Source organism: Arthrobacter sp. YAF34 (assembly GCF_052113245.1).
Classification (GTDB): domain Bacteria; phylum Actinomycetota; class Actinomycetes; order Actinomycetales; family Micrococcaceae; genus Arthrobacter.
In genome coordinates this window covers 1-17,145 of the sequence record NZ_JBFRCV010000010.1, presented here as the reverse complement: position 1 = coordinate 17,145, position 17,145 = coordinate 1, and the positions used below count along the sequence as shown (strand labels likewise).

Here is a 17,145-nt window from a genome sequence, read left to right as displayed (position 1 = left end):
GCTGTGGATTAGGCGTGGGCCGGAACGGCGGGGGTGGCGGCGTGCGCGGAGTTCTCGCGCGCCGCTGCGGCGACGGCGGCGGCGACGTCGGCGGCAACGTGTGGGTCGAAGGCGCTGGGGATGATGTAGCTGGCGTTCAGTTCCTCGTCCGCCACACGGTTGGCGATGGCCTTCGCGGCGGCCACCAGCATTTCCGGGATGATGTCGGAGGCGCCGGCGTCGAGCAGCCCGCGGAAGAAGCCCGGGAAGGCCAGCACGTTGTTGATCTGGTTGGGGTAGTCGCTGCGGCCAGTGGCCACAACGGCCGCGTGCTTCGACGCGATCACCGGGTCGATTTCCGGTGTGGGGTTGGCCATGGCAAAGACGATCGCACCCTTGGCCATGGAGGCAACCTGCTCCTCGCCGATCACGTTGGGGGCGCTGACGCCGATGAAGACGTCCGCACCCTTGAGGGCCTCGTGCAGGGTGCCCGAGAAGCCGGCCTCGTTGGTGTTGGCCGCGATCCAGGAGCGGTGCTCGTCGTCGTACTCGGCGCCGTGGTGGATGGCGCCGGAGCGGCCGGCCGCGATGATGTGGTTGGCACCCTGGGCCTTAAGCAACTGGATGATGGCCGAGCCCGCGGCGCCGACGCCGGAGACCACGATCTTGACATCGGCGAGCTTCTTACCCACCACGCGCAGGGCATTGACCAGGGCGGCCAGGGTGACGATCGCGGTGCCGTGCTGGTCGTCATGGAAGACCGGGATGTCCAGTTCCGCACGGAGCCGGTTTTCAATCTCGAAGCAGCGCGGTGCGGCGATGTCTTCCAGGTTCACGCCGCCGTAGACGGGGGCGAGGGCCTTGACGATCCGGATGATTTCCTCGGTGTCCTGGGTGTCCAGGCAGACCGGCCAGGCATCGACGTTGGCGAACTGCTTGAAGAGGGCGGCCTTGCCCTCCATCACCGGGAGCGCAGCGGCCGGACCGATGTTTCCCAGGCCCAGGACGGCGGAGCCGTCGGTGACGACGGCGATGGTGTTGCGCTTGATGGTCAGGTTCCTCGCGGCGGAGGGGTCCTCCGCGATCGCCAGGCAGACGCGGGCGACGCCGGGGGTGTAGGCGCGGGAGAGGTCGTCGCGGTTGCGCAGGGCGACCTTCGGGACCACCTCGAGCTTCCCGCCCAGGTGCATCAGGAAGGTGCGGTCCGAGACATGCTGGACCTTCACGCCGTCGAGCGCGTTGAGGGCGTCCTTGACGCGGGCCGCGTGCTCGTCGTCGGTGGTGTTGCAGGTGACGTCGACGACGAGCGTGTCGTGGTGGGATTCGGTGACGTCCAGGGCGGTGATGGCGGCGCCTGCCGCGCCGACGGCCGCCGCCAGTTCGCTGGTGGCGGTGAAGCTGGACGGCGCTTCCACGCGCAGGGTGATCGAATTTCCGGGGCTGGGGTTCGCCATTGAGTTCCTCCTGGTATGGCCCGTGACGGGCCGCTCACGCTTCCATGAATGTTTTCGTATTATGGATATTATTATCTGCTTAGTGGAAAAACAACCCTTGTGGTGTCATTGGCCGGGTGGCGGGGTGCTGTATCTTTGGTTTTCAGCTGTTTTTCACGATGTGGATAAGAAATGTCGACGCCGACGCGCAGGAGAGAATCTTTATGGCTGATAAGCCCTCGGGAGGCGTGCAGTCCGTTGAGCGCGTCTTCGAACTTCTGGAACTGATTACCGATGCGGGCGGCGAGGTCACCCTCAGTGAGCTGTCCAATTCCACCGATCTGCCCCTTCCTACCATTCACCGGCTCCTGCGCACCCTTGTTGCCCTGGGGTACATCCGGCAGCTGCCAAACCGCCGCTACGCTCTGGGGCCGCGCCTGATCCGCCTGGGTGAGGCGGCCAACAAGCAGCTCGGCTCGCTGGCCAGGCCCCAGCTCAAGTCGCTTGTGGACCGCCTGGGTGAAACGGCCAATATGGGTGTCCTGGACTCCGACATGGTCATCTACGTCGCCCAGGTGCCGTCGTTGCATTCGATGCGCATGTTCACCGAGGTGGGCAAGCGCGGATACATGCACGCCACCGGCATGGGCAAGGCGATCCTGGCCCAGCTGGACGATGACACGGTCCGCGGCATCGTCGGACGCCAGGGGATGCCGACCCCCACCCCGAAGAGCATTGGCGACGTCGATACGCTGCTGGAAGACCTGAAGCTCATCCGCCAGCGCGGCTACTCCATTGACGAGGAAGAGCAGGAGGTCGGGGTGCGGTGCTTCGCGATGGCCATCCCCGATGCGCCGACGCCGGCCGCCATCTCCGTCTCCGGACCCGTGTCCCGGGTGGACCAGGCGTTCGCGGACAAGGCCGTGCCGCTGCTGCGGGAGGCCGCCCGCGCGATCTCGGACGAGCTCAAGCAGGGCTGATCCGCCGGGGCACAACGCCGCCGTCCGGATCCGGGAGCACGACAAGCGGGGCCTACGGTCGTAGGCCCCGCAAGTGGCTGCCGTGTGCGGGATGGATGGGCTCCTAGTGCTCGTCGGCTGCAATCCTGGACGGCTCTACGGGAACTTCCTTGCCGTCGCAGTCAAACAGTTTGCCGTTCTCGTAGCGGTCGCCCTCGGCGAGGCATTTAAGGTCTTCCTGACGGAGGACCCTGTCGGTACCGGCCACGAAGACCGACTGGTTCTCGGAGTTCCCAGCCTTCATGTGGTTGAAGAGCAGGTTCAGCAGGATGGCCATGAGGGCTGCGGAGCTGATGCCGGAGTGGAAGATGGTGCTGAACCAGGTGGGGAACTTGTCGTAGAAGGTCGGTGCGGCGATCGGAATCATGCCGAAGCCCAGTGACGCCGCGACGACGATCAGGTTCATGTTGTTGCGGTATTCCACTTTGGCGAGGGTCCGGATGCCGCTTGCAGCGACGGTTCCGAAGAGGATGACGCCGGCACCGCCCAAGACGGGCGTCGGCACCGAGGCCACGACGCGACCCAGGACGGGAAGCAGGCCGAGGACCACCAGGATCACCCCGCCGGCGCTGACCACGAAACGGCTCTTGACACCCGTGATGGCAACCAGGCCCACGTTCTGGGCGAAGGCGCTCTGGGTGAAAGAGTTGAACAGCGGCGAGATGGCGCTGGAGAGCATGTCCGCCCGGAGACCGTCGCCAATCCGCTTGGAGTCAACCTTGGTGCCGACGATGTCGCCCACGGCAATGATGTCGGCCGAGGTTTCGGTCAGGGTGACCAGGATGACGATCAGCATCGAAATGATCGAGGCGACCTCAAAGGTGGGAAGGCCGAAAGCAAGCGGTGTGGGGAAGGCGACGATTGCGCCCTGGGCCACCTTGGAAAAATCTGCCATGCCGACTGCGAAGGCGATCAGGGTGCCCAGAACCATCGCGAGCAGGATCGACAGCCTCGAGATCGCGGCATTCCCTACCTTGCTGAGCAGCAGGACGATCGCCATGGTGACCGCGGCGAGGCCGATGTTTGCCACGCTTCCGTAGTCCGGCGCCTTGCTGTTGCCGCCCATGGCCCAGTTGGCGGCAACCGGCATCAGCGTCAGGCCGATGGTGGTGATGACCACACCGGTCACCACCGGGGGAAAGAAGCGGATAATCTTCGAGAACAGCGGCGTGATGAGCAGCCCGATCAGCGATGCCGCGATGACAGAGCCGAACACGGCCTGGATGCCGCCACCGCCGTGGACGATCGCCACCATCGTGGAAACGCCGGCAAATGAAACGCCCTGCACGAGCGGGAGTCGGGACCCGAAGAACGGGATGCCGATGGTCTGCAGGATGGTGGCGAGGCCGCCGACGAAGAGGCAGGCGGCGATCAGCAGGCCGATGTCCTGCGACGACAGGCCGGCGGCCGCGCCGATGATCAGCGGCGGGGCGATGATTCCGCCGTACATGGTGAGAACGTGCTGCAAGCCGTAGGCGAATGTGCTTCCGAGCGGCAGGCGCTGGTCTTCGGGGCGACCGGACCGAGCGGCGCGCGCCGCTGTCGCGGCTAATTTCTTCTTGGTGTTCATGGCAGACTTTCTTGGTTCATGGCAGACGTCTTTGTCTGGCTAACGGTGTCTGGCTAACAGTTGTGGCAAAGTAATTCGGCCCGTTTCCCGGGGTTCTTGTCCGGCTGTTTCCGGTGCCGGAGCACCGGAAGACCGGACAAGAACCCGGGGGGTCGCGCCGGGCAAGCGCGCGGTTCCCGGACCGGCCTAGCAGAATCCTGCGATACCGCTCCAGGCGATCTCCGCGGGGGTGGCGTCCTCGCGCTGGACCGTCGCCTCGATCAGGCCGTAGGGCCGGTCCGCGGCAAAGAAGACCTCGTTGGGGTTGTCGAGGCCAAACGGTGAGAGATCGACGAGGAAATGGTGCTTGTTGGGCATGGAGAACTTGATCTCGTCGATCTCTCCGTGGGCCTCGAGGACCTTGGCGCCCATGTCGAAGAGGGTCTGCTGCAGGGCGTGGGAGTAGTTTTCGCTGAACCCTTCCAGTAGCAGGCTCTTGACGTCGTCGTAGCTCTTGTTGAAATCGGTGGTGCTGAAGTCGGTGCCGGTCTTGAAGCGCCAGCGGGCGGAGACGTCCGTGGCAAGGATGCGGTCCGTGGTTTCCGGCAGGGTGGTGTATTTGTCCCGCGGGTAGCCCACAAAGCCGGACTGCGTGGACTTGAGTACCGTGAGGTCCTTGAGCCCGGAAATCAGGTGCGCGTCGGCGCCGTCCCGGACCAATACCGCGGTGCGCACCTCCTGGCGGTTGCGGACGAAGGAGTGGTCGTGCTCGGCGCCGTGCGCCTGGATGCGGTCCCAGCCGTACGACTCAGCTTCCCACCGGCCTCCGGAGACCCAGTCGAAGCTCGAGGTGAAGTGCTCGCCCAACCGCAGAAGGAACGCTTCCGGCGAGCCAATGCCCTCCCGGGCGAAGGCGTAGATCGTGTTCTTCTGGGTGTCGGTGGCGACGACGTGACCGTTGTCGCCCGCAAGGTGTGCGGCGGCGAAATCGCCGCGGAGCTGCGAGGTGACGTTCAGGTCCTCGATCTCGTGGCGGTCCGTGTCCCGGGTGATTTTGACGACCCGGACTCCGGCCTTTCCGTACTGGTTGTGGCCGAGGATGATCTTGTTGCTCATGGCTATTCCCAACTTCCGTGATGTGGAACCTAGGTTCCATCATTGAAATTAGCGCGTGTTTCGCACGCGTTTCCGATGGAGCCGACCCAACAAAAAGAGCCGACGTCCAGTGACGTCAGCTCATTACAACCCTGCCTGCTGCTCCCAGGTTACGTGACCTACGCCACGAATTGGTTTAAACCTTAGCGCCGACGGGCCGTGGTGTACATCACTTTGGCAAAAATCGGATTGTGACTGGCAGTCCTCCCGGCGGTCCCGCCCCACCCCTTGACCGCCGTCACGGCGCTCCCTAAAATTTCCACATAACAATAAAAGTTTTCCAAAATGTGGAAATTTGGATGCAGCCCCGGCGCGGCCCTTGAGGGACTGGGGGCCGCGCCGGGAACGAGGAGGAACCGATGGACCCGCAGGATAAGGGCGCTGCCGCTGATTTTCCGGCCGCTGGCCAAGATGTGTACCTGCCGTTCGGCGGCACAGACCCGGACTTCTACATCCCGGCGGACCATGAGCGGAAATCCGGCGGCATCTCCCGCTGGTTCCGGATGCTGCCTGTGTTCGGACGCCGGCGCCCCTGACGCTGTCCCGTCCGGCCGCGCCTGGGTGTATGTCCGGCCAGTTCCCCTAGCCGCCCACCAGTTTCCGAGCGGCCGCCGAGTGCTCCGCGATGAGCCCGGCGATATCCAGCCCTGGAATCTGCCCGTCAACCACGCGCCACTGGCCACCCACCATGACGCGGTCGGCCCGATCCGCCCCGCAGAGCAAGAGCGCGGCCAGCGGGTCGTGACTGCCGGAGAACCGCAGTTCGTCAAGCCGGAAGAGGGCCAGGTCGGCCTGCATCCCTGGCGCCAGTTGGCCCAGGTCTGGCCGGCCGAGGGCAGCGGCCGACCCCCGGGTGGCCCACCCCAGGGCCCGTTCCACCGGCACCTGGGCGCCGTACCGCAGGCGCTGCAGATACAGTGCCTGCCGCGCCTCAAGGATCATATTTGAGGCGTCGTTCGACGCCGAACCATCCACGCCCAGTCCCACCGGGACGCCGGCATCCTCAAGCTCGATCACCCGAGCGGTGCCCGATGCCAGCCGCATATTGGAGGTGGCGCAATGCGCGACGGCGGTCCCTGCGGCTCCCAGCGCCGCAATCTCGGCGTCGCTGAAGTGAATGCCGTGCCCCAGCCAGGTCCTGCCGCTGAGCCAGCCGACACTTTCCAGGTACTCCACGGTGCGCAGTCCGAATTTCTCCCGGCAAAACTCCTCCTCATCCAGCGTCTCGGCGAGATGGGTGTGGAGCCGGACATCCAGGCGCTCGGCCATGGCGGCGCTGTCGGACATAATCTCCTGCGTCACGGAAAACGGTGAACACGGGGCGAGGGCGATCTGGATGACGGCGCCGTTGCCCCGCTCGTGGTACTCGCCGATGAGCCTTTCGCTGTCCGTCAGGATGACGTCCGCCGCCTGCACGGTGGACTGCGGCGGCAGGCCGCCGTCGTCCTCCCCGAGGGTCATCGACCCCCGGGTGAGGGTCGCCCGCATTCCCAGCTTCCGCACCGCGCAGACCTCGATGTCGATGGCGTCTTCCAGGCCGGAGGGAAAGAGGTAGTGGTGGTCCGCGGCCGTGGTGCAGCCGGAAAGCAGGAGTTCTGCCAGGGCAACGGTGGCTGCAAGTTCCAGGTTCCGCGGGGTGAGCCGCGCCCATACCGGGTATAACTTCTGCAGCCAAGGGAACAAAGGGGCATTTGCCACCGGGCCCCAGGCACGGGTGAGCGTCTGGTAGAAGTGGTGATGGGTGTTGATCAGGCCGGGCAGCAGGACGTGGTTGCCGGCCTCGAACGTTTCCTGGCATGGTGCCGACGGCTGCTGGCCGGCGGCCAGAACTTCCACGATGATTCCGCCGCTCACCACGATTCCGCCCGAGGCGTCGAGGGTGTTGGCGGCGAAAGCTCCAAGGGGATTGCGGATCCAAAGGCGGGAGTCGGAGGGGCGCGTGGTCATGGCAGATTTCCTGTCTGAGCGTAGGGGCGAAGGCCAGCTCAGTGTGGGCCTGTCTGCTGATCCAGGCGCCCGGCTCGAGGCGCCGGTTGGAGATCAGGCTAGGTCGGCGGAGGCGGGCCCGTCAACAGTGCGCAGTGTGACAACTCGGAAATCAGAATTTCACATCACGAAACTAAGATTCCAAAAATCTATGGCACAGCTCACGTTTCGCTGCTACTCTGGATTTTGCCAAAGGCGGGCCCCGGTCTCCGGAGAAGCTATCTACCAGGCGCAAGTACACCTTCAAAAGTACGCTGCTGAAGCCTGGTAACCGTCGCAACTGGTCATTGCGTCCCATTCGTCGGACCGGCTTCCACAGCACAAGGGAGCCGCATCATGAGCGCCACCGCCACGGCCCAGGCATATCTGGCCAGGTCTATTGATCTCGCCACGGCCAACGTCCTGAACAACGGCGGACCGTTCGGTGCCGTCGTTGTCACCGCGGATGGACAGGCGTTCGACGGCGTCAACCGCGTCACCGCCCTGAACGACCCCACCGCGCACGCCGAAGTCACCGCGATCCGCCGCGCGTGCAGCGAACTTGGCACCTTCGCCCTCACCGGAGCCATCCTTTACAGCAGCTGTGAGCCCTGCCCTATGTGCCTGGCGTCCGCGCTGTGGGCGCGGGTGTCGCGGGTGGTCTTCGCGGCGGACCGGCATGACGCCGCGTCCGTGGGTTTCGACGACGCCGTGTTCTATGAATTCTTCGAAAACGACCAGCGCGACGCCCTGATGCCTGTGCACAAGCTGGAACTTCACGACCCGCAGGCGCCGGCCGCCCTGAAGCCGTTCACAACATGGAATGCCCTTGATTCCCGAGTTGACTACTAAGGGCCTTCCAACGGCCCATGACGGGCACAAGAATATGGACACCATCGACGCACCGGGAAGGGAGGAGCAGCAATGCTGGAACTGATGCCGTCCTTGCAGAAATGGCAGCCCGCCGTTAGCGGGCAGCGGTGCGCCGTGGCCACAGTGGTGGGGGCGGCAGGTTCCGTTCCCCGGCCGCTCGGAACGTCCATGATTGTGTCCGAGGCCGGCGAGGTCCTGGGCAGCCTGTCGGGCGGATGCGTGGAAGGTGCCGTGGTGGAGTTGGCGTTAGAGGCCATCCGCGACGGCGGCACCCGCCGTGAGGTTTTCGGCTACAGCGCCGAAGACGCGTTCGCAGCCGGGCTTACCTGCGGCGGCGAACTGGAAATCCACATCGAACCGCTGGGTACGGAACCAGGCACCTTGCAGCGTGAAAGCCTGGCCGCCCTTGGAGCCCGCGGACCCGCAACGCCTGCGGCACTGATCCGCCGGGTCGACGCGCACGGCGGCGGCGCCGTCGTTATCCCGGAGCCCGCCGCCTACCAGGCCGAAACCTGCCCCGAGCTGGCCCGGATGCTGGGCCGGTCCGGCGGGGATGCCCCGGCGGGCCGCGTGCTCGTGCAGGCCGCAGCCGCCCAGCTGGAGCCGCTGCTGCGCCGGGGACAGACCGGGCTGGTCCGGCTCGCCCCGCAGGACGGCTGCCTGTCCGGCCCCGCAGCCGAGCGGGCATGCGGACCGGCTGGCGTCCGGGAGGCTCCGGCCACGAACAACGAGCCTGTAACCCTCTTGGTGCAGAGCCGGCGTCCGCCGGCACGGCTGCTGATCTTCGGCGCCAACGACTTCGGCGCGGCGCTGCTGCCGGCCGCCAAGCTGCTCGGATATGACGTGACGCTGTGTGATGCCCGGCCGGCCTTCGCGGCCCAGGACAGGTTCGCCGGCGCCGACCAATTGGTCACGGCGTGGCCCCACCGCTACCTCGCGCAGGAAGCCGCGGCGCGAAGGATCGACGCCCGGACCGTGGTCTGCATCCTCACACACGACCCCAAATTCGACATTCCGCTGCTTGAAACCGCTCTGGGCCTCGAGCTGGCCTATGTAGGTGCCATGGGATCGCGGCGCAGCCACCAGCAGCGGGCCGAGTCCCTCCTCGCCGCGGGGGTGCCCGCCGCGGAACTGTCCCGGCTGCATTCGCCGATCGGCCTAGACCTCGGAGCCGTCACCCCGGCCGAGGTGGCGGTCTCCATCACGGCGGAGGTCCTGGCGCGCCGCGGACACGGCCCGGACCGCGGCGGTACAGCTTCGGCCGGGATGTCCCGGGCAAATCGTCCCTCGGCCCAGTGCATGTCCTTGAGGGACGGTGCGGGTCCGATCCATTACCGGGGCGGCAGCCCCGCTGCCCCCCAAGCCGCAACCCTGATCCCCTCACCCCGGCAGCACCAGGAGACACCATGGATATGAACACCATCGAAGCGGTGGTCCGCACCGGGGATCCCGGCGAGTGGCGCAACGGCGATGCGTGGCTGGCCGGCGGAACCGTCCTGTTCTCTTACGGCAGCTTCGCCTTCGGCAAGGAGCCGCTCCGGCGGCTGCTCGACCTCAGCGCCACCGACTGGCCCGCCCTCACGGTGACGGACTCGGGCATCGAGATCGCGGCCACGTGCACGGTTGCACAACTGTACGCACTGCCGGATTCGGACGCGCTGGCCCTTGTTGCAGGGAGGAACCGGGGTGAAGTGGTCACCGGCGCAACCGCCTGGCCGGCCTTGGACCTGATCCGTCCCTGCTGCGACTCCTTTGTGGCCTCCTTTAAAGTCTGGAACATGTCCACAGTGGGCGGCAACCTGTGCACCTCACTGCCGGCCGGCCCCATGATCTCGCTTTGTGCCGCGCTGGACGGCACGGCCACCATTCTCGGCCCCGGCCCCGGCCGCGCCAGCCGTACCGTGCCGGTGGCCGACTTCGTTACCGGGGACGCCAAGAACTGCCTGGCCCCCGGCGAGCTCCTCCGCAGCATCCACCTCCCGGCGTCGGCACTGGCCTCGCGGGCGGCCTTCCGCAGGCTCTCGCTGAGCAACCTGGGGCGGTCCGGCGCGCTGCTGATCGGACGGTCCGACGCCGACGGCACACTGGTCCTGACCGTCACGGCGGCCACCAAACGGCCCGTTCAGCTACGCATTACGGCGGACCGGGGAGCAGGCCCATCCGCGGCGGCACTGGCCGCCGCCCTCGAAGCTGCGATCCCGGACGCGCTCTATCACGATGACATCCACGGGCTGCCGGCCTGGCGGAAGGACATGACGTACCGGCTCGCAGAGGAAATCCGGGCGGAGCTGGCTGCGCCCGAAGGGGTTGCCCCGGCCCGAGTCTCCGGCGACTTCTGGCCGCCAAGGCGCACTCCCGGCCCCACCACGCCAACACTGGCACAGTCACAGCAGGAGGGGCGCTGATCATGGCCAACAACACCAGCCGCACCGGCAGCAGCCGCATCGTTGTCAACGGGACTGCGGCAGCGGACAGCCCGCGGCCGGGCCAGTGCCTCCGGACGTTCCTGCGGGAACAGGGCGCCCTCGGCGTCAAGAAGGGCTGCGACGGCGGCGACTGCGGGGCCTGCACGGTCCACGTGGACGGAACCCCGGTGCACAGCTGCATCTACCCGGCCGTCCGGGCAGAGGGACGAGCCGTCACCACGATCGAAGGGCTGGCTGCCACCTGTGACCCCGGCGGACCTGACACCCCCGGCGGCGGCGCCGCCGGGACCACCGCACTCCACCCGATGCAGCAGCAGTTCTTGGACCGGCAGGGCTTCCAGTGCGGTTTCTGCACGGCGGGCATGGTGATGACGGCGGCCACCTTCGACGACGAGCAGAAGGCGAACCTGCCGCGGAACCTCAAGGGCAATCTGTGCCGCTGCACCGGCTACCGCGCCATCGAAGACGCTGTCTGCGGGCGGGAAGGGCACCCCGACGCCGCAGGTCCGGGATCCGGGGTCGCCGGACCAAGCCAGCCGGCACCGCGTCCCGGACAAATGGGCGATGACGTTCCGGCACCCGCCAGCCTCGCCGTCGTCACGGGACAGGCCCGCTACACCTTGGACGTCCCCGCCGACGAAATGCCCGGACTGCTGCACCTGAAGCTGCTGCGCTCCCCGCATGCCCACGCCCGGGTGGTCGCCATCGATAAGTCCGCAGCGTTGCAGGTCCCCGGAGTCGTGGCCGTCCTCACCCATGAGGACGCCCCGGCTCAGCTGTATTCCACCGCCCAGCACGAGCACTACACCGACGACCCGGATGACACCCGGGTCCTCGACGACGTCGTACGGTTCATCGGGCAAAAGGTCGCCGCCGTCGTAGCTGTTTCTGTTGCCGCGGCGGAAGCCGGAGTCCGCGCCCTGGCCGTTGAATACGAGGTCCTGCAGGCTGTCTTCACGCCCGAAGGCGCGATACACCCGGGTGCGCCGGCGATCCACGGGGACAAGGACGCCCTCACAGCCCGCATCGGCAGGCCGGAGCGGAACGTGGTGGCCGAACTGCACTCCGAACTGGGCGACGTCGCCGCGTCCTTCGCCACCGCGGACTTCATCCACGAGCAGACCTACCGGACCCAGCGGGTTCAGCACACCGCACTGGAGACCCACGCCGCCATCGCCTCGATCGATGACGATGGACGGCTACAGGTCCGCACCTCCAGCCAGGTGCCCTTCCTGGTCCGGCGCACCCTGGGCCGCATCTTCGGCCTGCCGGAAGAACAGATCCGGGTGGTGGCCGGCCGCGTTGGCGGCGGCTTCGGCGGCAAGCAGGAAGTCCTCACGGAGGACATCGTGGCCCTCGCCGCGCTGAAACTGCGACGCCCGGTGCAGCTCGAGTTCACCCGCACCGAGCAGTTCGCGGCCGCCACCACCCGGCACCCGTTCACCATCCACCTCAAGGCCGCCGCCAGCAACGAGGGCAAACTGACGGCGCTGCAACTGGACGTGCTGACCAACGCCGGCGCCTATGGCAACCATTCCGTGGGCGTGATGTTCCACGGCTGCGGCGAGTCCCTGGCCGTGTACAACTGCGCCAACAAGAAAGTGGATGCCCACGCCGTGTATACCAACACGGTGCCGTCCGGCGCGTTCCGCGGCTATGGGCTGAGCCAGGTAATCTTCGCCATCGAATCCGGCATGGACGAGCTCGCGGCCGGGATCGGCATGGACCCCATGGAGTTTCGCCGCCGCAACATGGTCCGCGAGGGCGACGACATGCTCTCCACCCACCCTGACCCCGAAGAGGACGTGCTCTACGGCAGCTACGGCCTGGACCAGTGCACCCGGCTGGTGCAGGACGCCCTGGACCGCGGCCGGGAACGCTACCGGGCCGCCGGACTCGAGGACCTCGGCCCCGACTGGGTCACGGGGGAGGGCTCCGCCCTGTCCATGATCGACACCGTCCCCCCGCGCGGCCACTTTGCCCACTCACGGCTCCGGCTCCTGCCCGACGGGACCTACGCCGCCGCCGTCGGGACGGCCGAATTCGGCAACGGCACCACCACCGTCCACGCCCAGCTCGCCGCCACAGCCCTGTCCACCACCGCCGTCCGCGTCACTGTGCGGCAGTCCGACACCGACCTCGTCCACCACGACTCCGGTGCGTTCGGCTCGGCAGGCACCGTGGTGGCCGGGAAGGCCACCCTCGCCGCCGCCGAGGACCTCGCCGTGCGCATCCGGGCCTTCGCCGCCGGACTCCGGCAGATCCCCGCCGCCGGATGCGTGCTGGAGACGGACGCCGTAGTCTGCGAGGGAACCCGGGTGCCGCTGACGGAAATTTACGCCGCCGCCGAACGCGCCGGCGTCGAACTCGCCGCCGAGGGCCATTGGGGCGGAACGCCGCGCTCCGTGGCGTTCAACGTCCAGGGTTTCCGGGTGGCCGTGAACACCGGGACTGGTGAGCTGCGGATCCTGCAAAGCGTCCAGGCGGCCGATGCCGGCGTAGTGGTCAACCCGCGCCAGTGCCGCGGCCAGATCGAAGGCGGCATCGCTCAGGCCCTGGGCGCCGCGCTGTACGAGGAAGTCAGGGTGGACGACGCCGGCCGCGTCACCACGGACATCCTCCGGCAGTACCACATCCCCTCCTTCGCGGACGTGCCGCGCAGCGAGGTGTACTTCGCCGACACCAGCGACAAGCTGGGCCCGCTCGGCGCCAAGTCCATGAGCGAGAGCCCCTTTAACCCGGTGGCGCCGGCGCTGGCGAACGCCATCCGGAACGCCACCGGCGTGAGGTTCTCCGAGCTGCCCATCTCCCGCGACAAGATCTACCTGGGACTGAAGGAAGCCGGGCTGGTCCCTCACCTCGACAGCCCTGACGGCCTATAGTCGGATGATGGAACAGCGAATGTTGGGCAAGACCGGACGGAACGTGTCGATTGTCGGGTTGGGGACCTGGCAGCTTGGCGCGGACTGGGGCAACGTGGACCCCGCGCAGGCGCAGGCCGTTCTCGCCGCCGCGGCGGAAGCCGGCGTCACCTTCTTCGACACCGCCGACGTCTACGGCGATGGGCGCAGCGAGCAGGCCATCGGAGCGTTCCTGGCGGACAACCCCGGTCTGGACATCACTGTGGCCACCAAGATGGGCCGGCGGGTGGAACAGACGCCGGAAAACTACAACCTGGCCAACTTCCGCGAATGGACGGACCGCTCCCGGCGGAATCTGGGGATGGACTGCCTGGATCTGGTGCAGCTGCACTGCCCGCCTACCGCCGTGTACAGCAACGCCGAAGTCTACGACGCACTGGACACCCTCGTGGCCGACGGCGCCATCCGGAACTACGGCGTCAGCGTCGAGCGGACCGACGAGGCGCTGGAAGCCATCCATCACCCGGGCACGGCCACGGTGCAGATCATTTTCAATGCCTTCCGGCTCAAGCCCCTGGATGAGGTTCTTCCTGCCGCACAGGCAGCCGGTGTGGGCATCATTGCCCGTGTGCCGCTCGCTTCCGGGCTGCTGTCCGGCAAGTACACCAAGGACACGTTCTTCGCGGAGAACGACCACCGGAACTACAACCGCTCCGGTTCCGCCTTCGACGTCGGGGAGACCTTCTCCGGTGTGGATTTTGAACGGGGCCTCAAAGCGGTGGCTGAGTTCGAGGAACTGGTGCCCGACGGCGTCAGCACCGCCCAGGCCGCGATTGCCTGGATCGCGGCGCAGGACGGCGTCAGCACGGTGATCCCGGGGGCCCGGAACGTGGACCAGGCGCGCTCCAACGCCGCTGCGGCGGGCATCAGCGGAATTGACGCAACTTTCGACGTCGGCGTCCGGGAAATCTATGACCGCTACTTCCGCGAATCGATCCACCCCCGCTGGTAGCGGCTCTTGTACGGAGAACCAGGATTAGCCTTCCGGATACCACACCCGAACTCCCTCAACGCGTGCGAAGGGGGTCAGGGTGTGGGGTTTGGCAGACTTTTCCGTCATGATGTCCAGCACCTCGACATTCCGGACCAGGAGCGCGTCACCGATCAGAGAGCGGTGGCAGCGCCACGGGACGGCTTCGGCGCACATGACCGCCAAATTGTTGGTCCGCCCGCGTTCCATCAGCTGGGCGATGGCCGTGGAGAATTCCTCGGTCTGCATGTAGTCCGCGTAGCCCCGGAACGACGCGTTCCGCCAGGCGCCGTTGGTACTGTCCTTTCGGGCATGCCGGAGGCCGCCAAGGGATGCCATGCGCCGGTAGGTGATCCCGCTGGCCCGCACGCTCGCAGCCAGGGCGTCCCCATTGAACTGCGGATTGTGCCGCGACTTCGGGACGGTGCGGACATCGACCAGCTTCCTGATGCCGTGGGCCTTCAGGATGCCGATGAATTCGTCGATGGGATGCGTGGAGTGCCCCACCGTGAAGATGGTCGTGTCCGTCATGTCCCCATGCTAAGGCGGCAAGGAAGCCTATGCCGGCGGCGAAGCGGCTCGGATATTCTGATTGACCCACCAGCAGTTAAGAGAACGGGCATGGAATGACTTCATCCTCCATCAATGCCTTCATTGACCTGCTCGCTTCGGTGGAAACAGGGCCCTGGTGCAACAACTTCTTCGATCACGCCATCCCGGAGAACGCGCAGCGCCGGCAGAACCTGGGTCTCTATCTGCAGGAAATGCTGGCCCGCTCCCCGCAGGTGTTGCTGGTGGGTGAGGCGCCCGGGTTCCGAGGCATGAGGATCACCGGCGTGCCCTTCACCAACCGCACGATTCTCGAGGGGCCCGCCAATGCCTTCGGGCTGTTCGGGCCGGGAAAGGGCTATGTGCTGCCGGCGGGGGCCGCCGGGGTCGCGGCAGAGCCGACCGCAACGGTGATGTGGGAGGTGCTGGCCGAGCTGGACTTTCTTCCCCTGCTCTGGAGTGCCTGCCCGTGGCATACCCACATGCCAGGACGGCCGCTGTCCAACCGCACCCCGACGTTGGCCGAAGCAGCCCTCGGAACCCCGTTTTGGCAGGCGCTGACAGAGCTGTTTCCCATCGAAACCGTGGTGGCGGTGGGCAATGTGGCGCACCGCAGCCTGCAACGCGCTGGCTTGGATGTGCCGAAGATCAGGCATCCGGCCCATGGCGGCCGGTCCGGGTTCAAACGCGGCCTGCAGGAGCTGCTGGGCACCTCCGGCTAAGACCAACGCGTTGGTTGCCGCGCCGGATCCTAATCCAGCAGGTGAAGCTGTTCCGGGGTGTCGAGGTCCTCACCGCCGGAGAAGTCACTGCAATCTACCAGATCCACCAGGCCCGGGTGGGCCTGCAGGAAGGCACGCGCCCCGGCGTCGCCGGTCGCCGTTTCCGCGGCCGCAGCGCGAAGGCTGGCATCCAGGAGCAGCGGATGTCCCCGCCGCAGCTTGCCCTGCGGGCCGCGGTAGGCGGCCGCCGTCACCCTGCCCGGCCGGTGGGCCGCCAGCAGCCTGGCGACGATCCCGGCGGTCAGGCCGGGCTGGTCCACGAGCGCGATGAGCACGTGATCCTCCGGAGCCGCCGCGCCAACCCCGGCCCGGAAGGAGCTGCCCATCCCGGACTCCCAGTCCGGGTTTTCGATGACCTTGTGCCGCCTGAGGTCGGTGACGGCGCGGAGCGTTGCCGCCTCCGCGCCGAGCACCGCCACCACTTCCCGGCAGCCGCCCTCCAACAGCACGTCAGCGAGCACTTCAACGAGCGTGCGGCCGCGGAACCGGAGCAGCGCCTTGGGGCCGAGCCCCAGCCGCGTCCCGGCGCCGGCCGCAAGCAGCACCGCCGTCGTGGCCGGTGCTCCGCTGTCGCTCATCTGCCCACCCTAACGCGCGCCCCTAAAGCCATGCTCAGGAGTCGCCGCCCGCTCCACCGGTGGTCCCGGCGTTGACGTCCAGGAGCTTGTAGCGGTCCATGGCGTACGACGGCGCGCCCTCCTCGACGTCGCCCCTCGCCGCGAGCAGCTGCAGGGTCTTCACCACGATCGAGTGGATGTCGTTCTTGAAGAAGCGGCGGGCCGCGGCGCGGGTGTCGGAGAAGCCGAAGCCGTCCGCGCCGAGCGAGGCGAACTCGTTCGGGAGGAACTGCCGGATCTGGTCCGGCACGGCCTTCATGTAGTCGGTGACCGCGACGATCGGACCGGTGGCACCGGCGAGCTGCTGGGTGACGAACGGGACGCGGACGGGCTGGCCGGGGTTGAGGAAGGCCTCTTCCTCGGCGGCGAGCCCGTCGCGGCGCAGTTCGGTCCAGGACGTCACGGACCACACATCGGCGGAGACGCCCCAGTCCTCGGCAAGGATGCGCTGGGCCTCGAGGGCCCACGGCACCGAGACGCCGGAGGCCAGGATCTGCGTCTTGGGCCCGGGCACGTCCGACGCCGACACCCGGTAGATGCCTTTCAGTACACCGTTGACGTCGAGGTTCTCGGGTTCGGCCGGCTGGAAGATCGGCTCGTTGTAGACCGTAAGGTAGTACATCAGGTTCCGGTCGGCGTTGCTTCCTGCGGCGGTGTCGCCATACATCCGTTCCAGGCCGTCGCGGATGATGTGGCCCATTTCGTATCCGAAGGCGGGGTCGTAGGTGAGTACGGCCGGGTTGGTGGCGGCGAGGATCGGGGAGTGGCCGTCGGCGTGCTGCAGGCCTTCACCGGTCAGGGTGGTGCGGCCGGCGGTGGCGCCGATGATGAACCCGCGGGTCATCTGGTCCGCGGCGGCCCAGAAGGAATCGCCGGTGCGCTGGAACCCGAACATCGAGTAGAAGAC

15 protein-coding genes are annotated in these 17,145 nt (G+C 67.1%); 8 read left to right on the top strand and 7 right to left on the bottom strand.

The features are described from left to right. Nucleotides 1-8: 8 nt before the first annotated feature. The gene (locus tag AB4Y72_RS13220) at nucleotides 9-1,433 is read right to left on the bottom strand and encodes an NAD-dependent malic enzyme (protein WP_441426614.1); all 1,425 of its coding nucleotides are present in this window, start codon (nucleotides 1,431-1,433) and stop codon (nucleotides 9-11) included. 203 nt (nucleotides 1,434-1,636) lie between these two features. Here AB4Y72_RS13220 and AB4Y72_RS13215 point away from each other — a divergent pair, with 203 nt between their 5' ends. Further along, nucleotides 1,637-2,392 carry an IclR family transcriptional regulator gene (locus AB4Y72_RS13215; protein WP_116767191.1) on the top strand — a complete coding sequence of 252 codons (756 nt, stop codon included), beginning with the start codon at nucleotides 1,637-1,639 and terminating at the stop codon, nucleotides 2,390-2,392. A gap of 103 nt (nucleotides 2,393-2,495) precedes the next feature. On the opposite strand, the gene AB4Y72_RS13210 is transcribed toward AB4Y72_RS13215, so the two are convergent. After that, the gene (locus tag AB4Y72_RS13210; RefSeq protein WP_441426613.1) at nucleotides 2,496-4,001 is read right to left on the bottom strand and encodes a nucleobase:cation symporter-2 family protein; all 1,506 of its coding nucleotides are present in this window, start codon (nucleotides 3,999-4,001) and stop codon (nucleotides 2,496-2,498) included. Nucleotides 4,002-4,187: 186 nt separating this feature from the next. Further along, the gene (gene pucL, locus AB4Y72_RS13205; RefSeq protein ID WP_441426612.1) at nucleotides 4,188-5,096 is read right to left on the bottom strand and encodes a factor-independent urate hydroxylase; all 909 of its coding nucleotides are present in this window, start codon (nucleotides 5,094-5,096) and stop codon (nucleotides 4,188-4,190) included. Nucleotides 5,097-5,494: 398 nt separating this feature from the next. Here pucL and AB4Y72_RS13200 point away from each other — a divergent pair, with 398 nt between their 5' ends. After that, nucleotides 5,495-5,671, top strand: coding sequence for a hypothetical protein (locus tag AB4Y72_RS13200; RefSeq protein WP_441426611.1), 177 nt, complete (start codon nucleotides 5,495-5,497; stop codon nucleotides 5,669-5,671). A gap of 46 nt (nucleotides 5,672-5,717) precedes the next feature. On the opposite strand, the gene AB4Y72_RS13195 is transcribed toward AB4Y72_RS13200, so the two are convergent. After that, nucleotides 5,718-7,082 (bottom strand): 8-oxoguanine deaminase, encoded by a 1,365-nt coding sequence (locus AB4Y72_RS13195; protein ID WP_441426610.1) that lies wholly within the window; start codon nucleotides 7,080-7,082, stop codon nucleotides 5,718-5,720. 375 nt (nucleotides 7,083-7,457) lie between these two features. On the opposite strand from AB4Y72_RS13195, the gene AB4Y72_RS13190 reads away from it, so the two are divergent. The 5 genes from AB4Y72_RS13190 to AB4Y72_RS13170 all read left to right on the top strand — a co-directional run bounded on the left by AB4Y72_RS13190 (nucleotide 7,458) and on the right by AB4Y72_RS13170 (nucleotide 14,272). Continuing rightward, a complete protein-coding gene (locus AB4Y72_RS13190) occupies nucleotides 7,458-7,952 on the top strand; it encodes a nucleoside deaminase (RefSeq protein ID WP_441426609.1) in 495 nt (164 codons plus the stop codon). A gap of 72 nt (nucleotides 7,953-8,024) precedes the next feature. Beyond that, nucleotides 8,025-9,389 carry an XdhC family protein gene (locus AB4Y72_RS13185; RefSeq protein ID WP_441426608.1) on the top strand — a complete coding sequence of 455 codons (1,365 nt, stop codon included), beginning with the start codon at nucleotides 8,025-8,027 and terminating at the stop codon, nucleotides 9,387-9,389. After that, the gene (locus AB4Y72_RS13180) at nucleotides 9,380-10,378 is read left to right on the top strand and encodes an FAD binding domain-containing protein (RefSeq protein WP_441426607.1); all 999 of its coding nucleotides are present in this window, start codon (nucleotides 9,380-9,382) and stop codon (nucleotides 10,376-10,378) included. The genes AB4Y72_RS13185 and AB4Y72_RS13180 overlap by 10 nt, the downstream gene beginning before the upstream one ends. A gap of 2 nt (nucleotides 10,379-10,380) precedes the next feature. Further along, nucleotides 10,381-13,281 carry a molybdopterin-dependent oxidoreductase gene (locus AB4Y72_RS13175; protein ID WP_441426606.1) on the top strand — a complete coding sequence of 967 codons (2,901 nt, stop codon included), beginning with the start codon at nucleotides 10,381-10,383 and terminating at the stop codon, nucleotides 13,279-13,281. Nucleotides 13,282-13,288: 7 nt separating this feature from the next. Further along, nucleotides 13,289-14,272, top strand: coding sequence for an aldo/keto reductase (locus tag AB4Y72_RS13170; RefSeq protein ID WP_441426605.1), 984 nt, complete (start codon nucleotides 13,289-13,291; stop codon nucleotides 14,270-14,272). A gap of 24 nt (nucleotides 14,273-14,296) precedes the next feature. Here the strand turns inward: AB4Y72_RS13170 and AB4Y72_RS13165 are convergent, their stop codons facing one another. Continuing rightward, on the bottom strand, nucleotides 14,297-14,821 hold the full coding sequence (locus tag AB4Y72_RS13165) for a DUF488 domain-containing protein (RefSeq protein ID WP_441426604.1): 525 nt from the start codon (nucleotides 14,819-14,821) through the stop codon (nucleotides 14,297-14,299). A 95-nt stretch (nucleotides 14,822-14,916) separates the two neighbouring features. On the opposite strand from AB4Y72_RS13165, the gene AB4Y72_RS13160 reads away from it, so the two are divergent. Further along, nucleotides 14,917-15,561: a uracil-DNA glycosylase gene (locus AB4Y72_RS13160; RefSeq protein ID WP_441426603.1), complete on the top strand. Its 645-nt coding sequence runs from the start codon at nucleotides 14,917-14,919 to the stop codon at nucleotides 15,559-15,561. Nucleotides 15,562-15,590: 29 nt separating this feature from the next. Here AB4Y72_RS13160 and nboR read toward each other — a convergent pair whose 3' ends face one another. Both nboR and AB4Y72_RS13150 read right to left on the bottom strand, forming a co-directional pair. Next, entirely contained in the window at nucleotides 15,591-16,199 is a 609-nt protein-coding gene (nboR, locus tag AB4Y72_RS13155; protein ID WP_441426602.1) for a nicotine blue oxidoreductase, read from the bottom strand. A 34-nt stretch (nucleotides 16,200-16,233) separates the two neighbouring features. After that, nucleotides 16,234-17,145, bottom strand: a 912-nt coding sequence (locus AB4Y72_RS13150; protein WP_441426601.1) for a transketolase-like TK C-terminal-containing protein, incomplete at its 5' end; no start/stop codon positions are given.

Excerpts from the sequence above, each read along its gene's own strand:
- AB4Y72_RS13220 (WP_441426614.1), bottom strand. The coding sequence starts at position 1,433 with ATGGCGAACCCCAGCCCCGGAAATTCGATCACCCTGCGCGTGGAAGCG.
- AB4Y72_RS13215 (WP_116767191.1), top strand. The coding sequence starts at position 1,637 with ATGGCTGATAAGCCCTCGGGAGGCGTGCAGTCCGTTGAGCGCGTCTTC.
- AB4Y72_RS13210 (WP_441426613.1), bottom strand. The coding sequence starts at position 4,001 with ATGAACACCAAGAAGAAATTAGCCGCGACAGCGGCGCGCGCCGCTCGG.
- pucL (WP_441426612.1), bottom strand. The coding sequence starts at position 5,096 with ATGAGCAACAAGATCATCCTCGGCCACAACCAGTACGGAAAGGCCGGA.
- AB4Y72_RS13200 (WP_441426611.1), top strand. The coding sequence starts at position 5,495 with ATGGACCCGCAGGATAAGGGCGCTGCCGCTGATTTTCCGGCCGCTGGC.
- AB4Y72_RS13195 (WP_441426610.1), bottom strand. The coding sequence starts at position 7,082 with ATGACCACGCGCCCCTCCGACTCCCGCCTTTGGATCCGCAATCCCCTT.
- AB4Y72_RS13190 (WP_441426609.1), top strand. The coding sequence starts at position 7,458 with ATGAGCGCCACCGCCACGGCCCAGGCATATCTGGCCAGGTCTATTGAT.
- AB4Y72_RS13185 (WP_441426608.1), top strand. The coding sequence starts at position 8,025 with ATGCTGGAACTGATGCCGTCCTTGCAGAAATGGCAGCCCGCCGTTAGC.
- AB4Y72_RS13180 (WP_441426607.1), top strand. The coding sequence starts at position 9,380 with ATGGATATGAACACCATCGAAGCGGTGGTCCGCACCGGGGATCCCGGC.
- AB4Y72_RS13175 (WP_441426606.1), top strand. The coding sequence starts at position 10,381 with ATGGCCAACAACACCAGCCGCACCGGCAGCAGCCGCATCGTTGTCAAC.
- AB4Y72_RS13170 (WP_441426605.1), top strand. The coding sequence starts at position 13,289 with ATGGAACAGCGAATGTTGGGCAAGACCGGACGGAACGTGTCGATTGTC.
- AB4Y72_RS13165 (WP_441426604.1), bottom strand. The coding sequence starts at position 14,821 with ATGACGGACACGACCATCTTCACGGTGGGGCACTCCACGCATCCCATC.
- AB4Y72_RS13160 (WP_441426603.1), top strand. The coding sequence starts at position 14,917 with ATGACTTCATCCTCCATCAATGCCTTCATTGACCTGCTCGCTTCGGTG.
- nboR (WP_441426602.1), bottom strand. The coding sequence starts at position 16,199 with ATGAGCGACAGCGGAGCACCGGCCACGACGGCGGTGCTGCTTGCGGCC.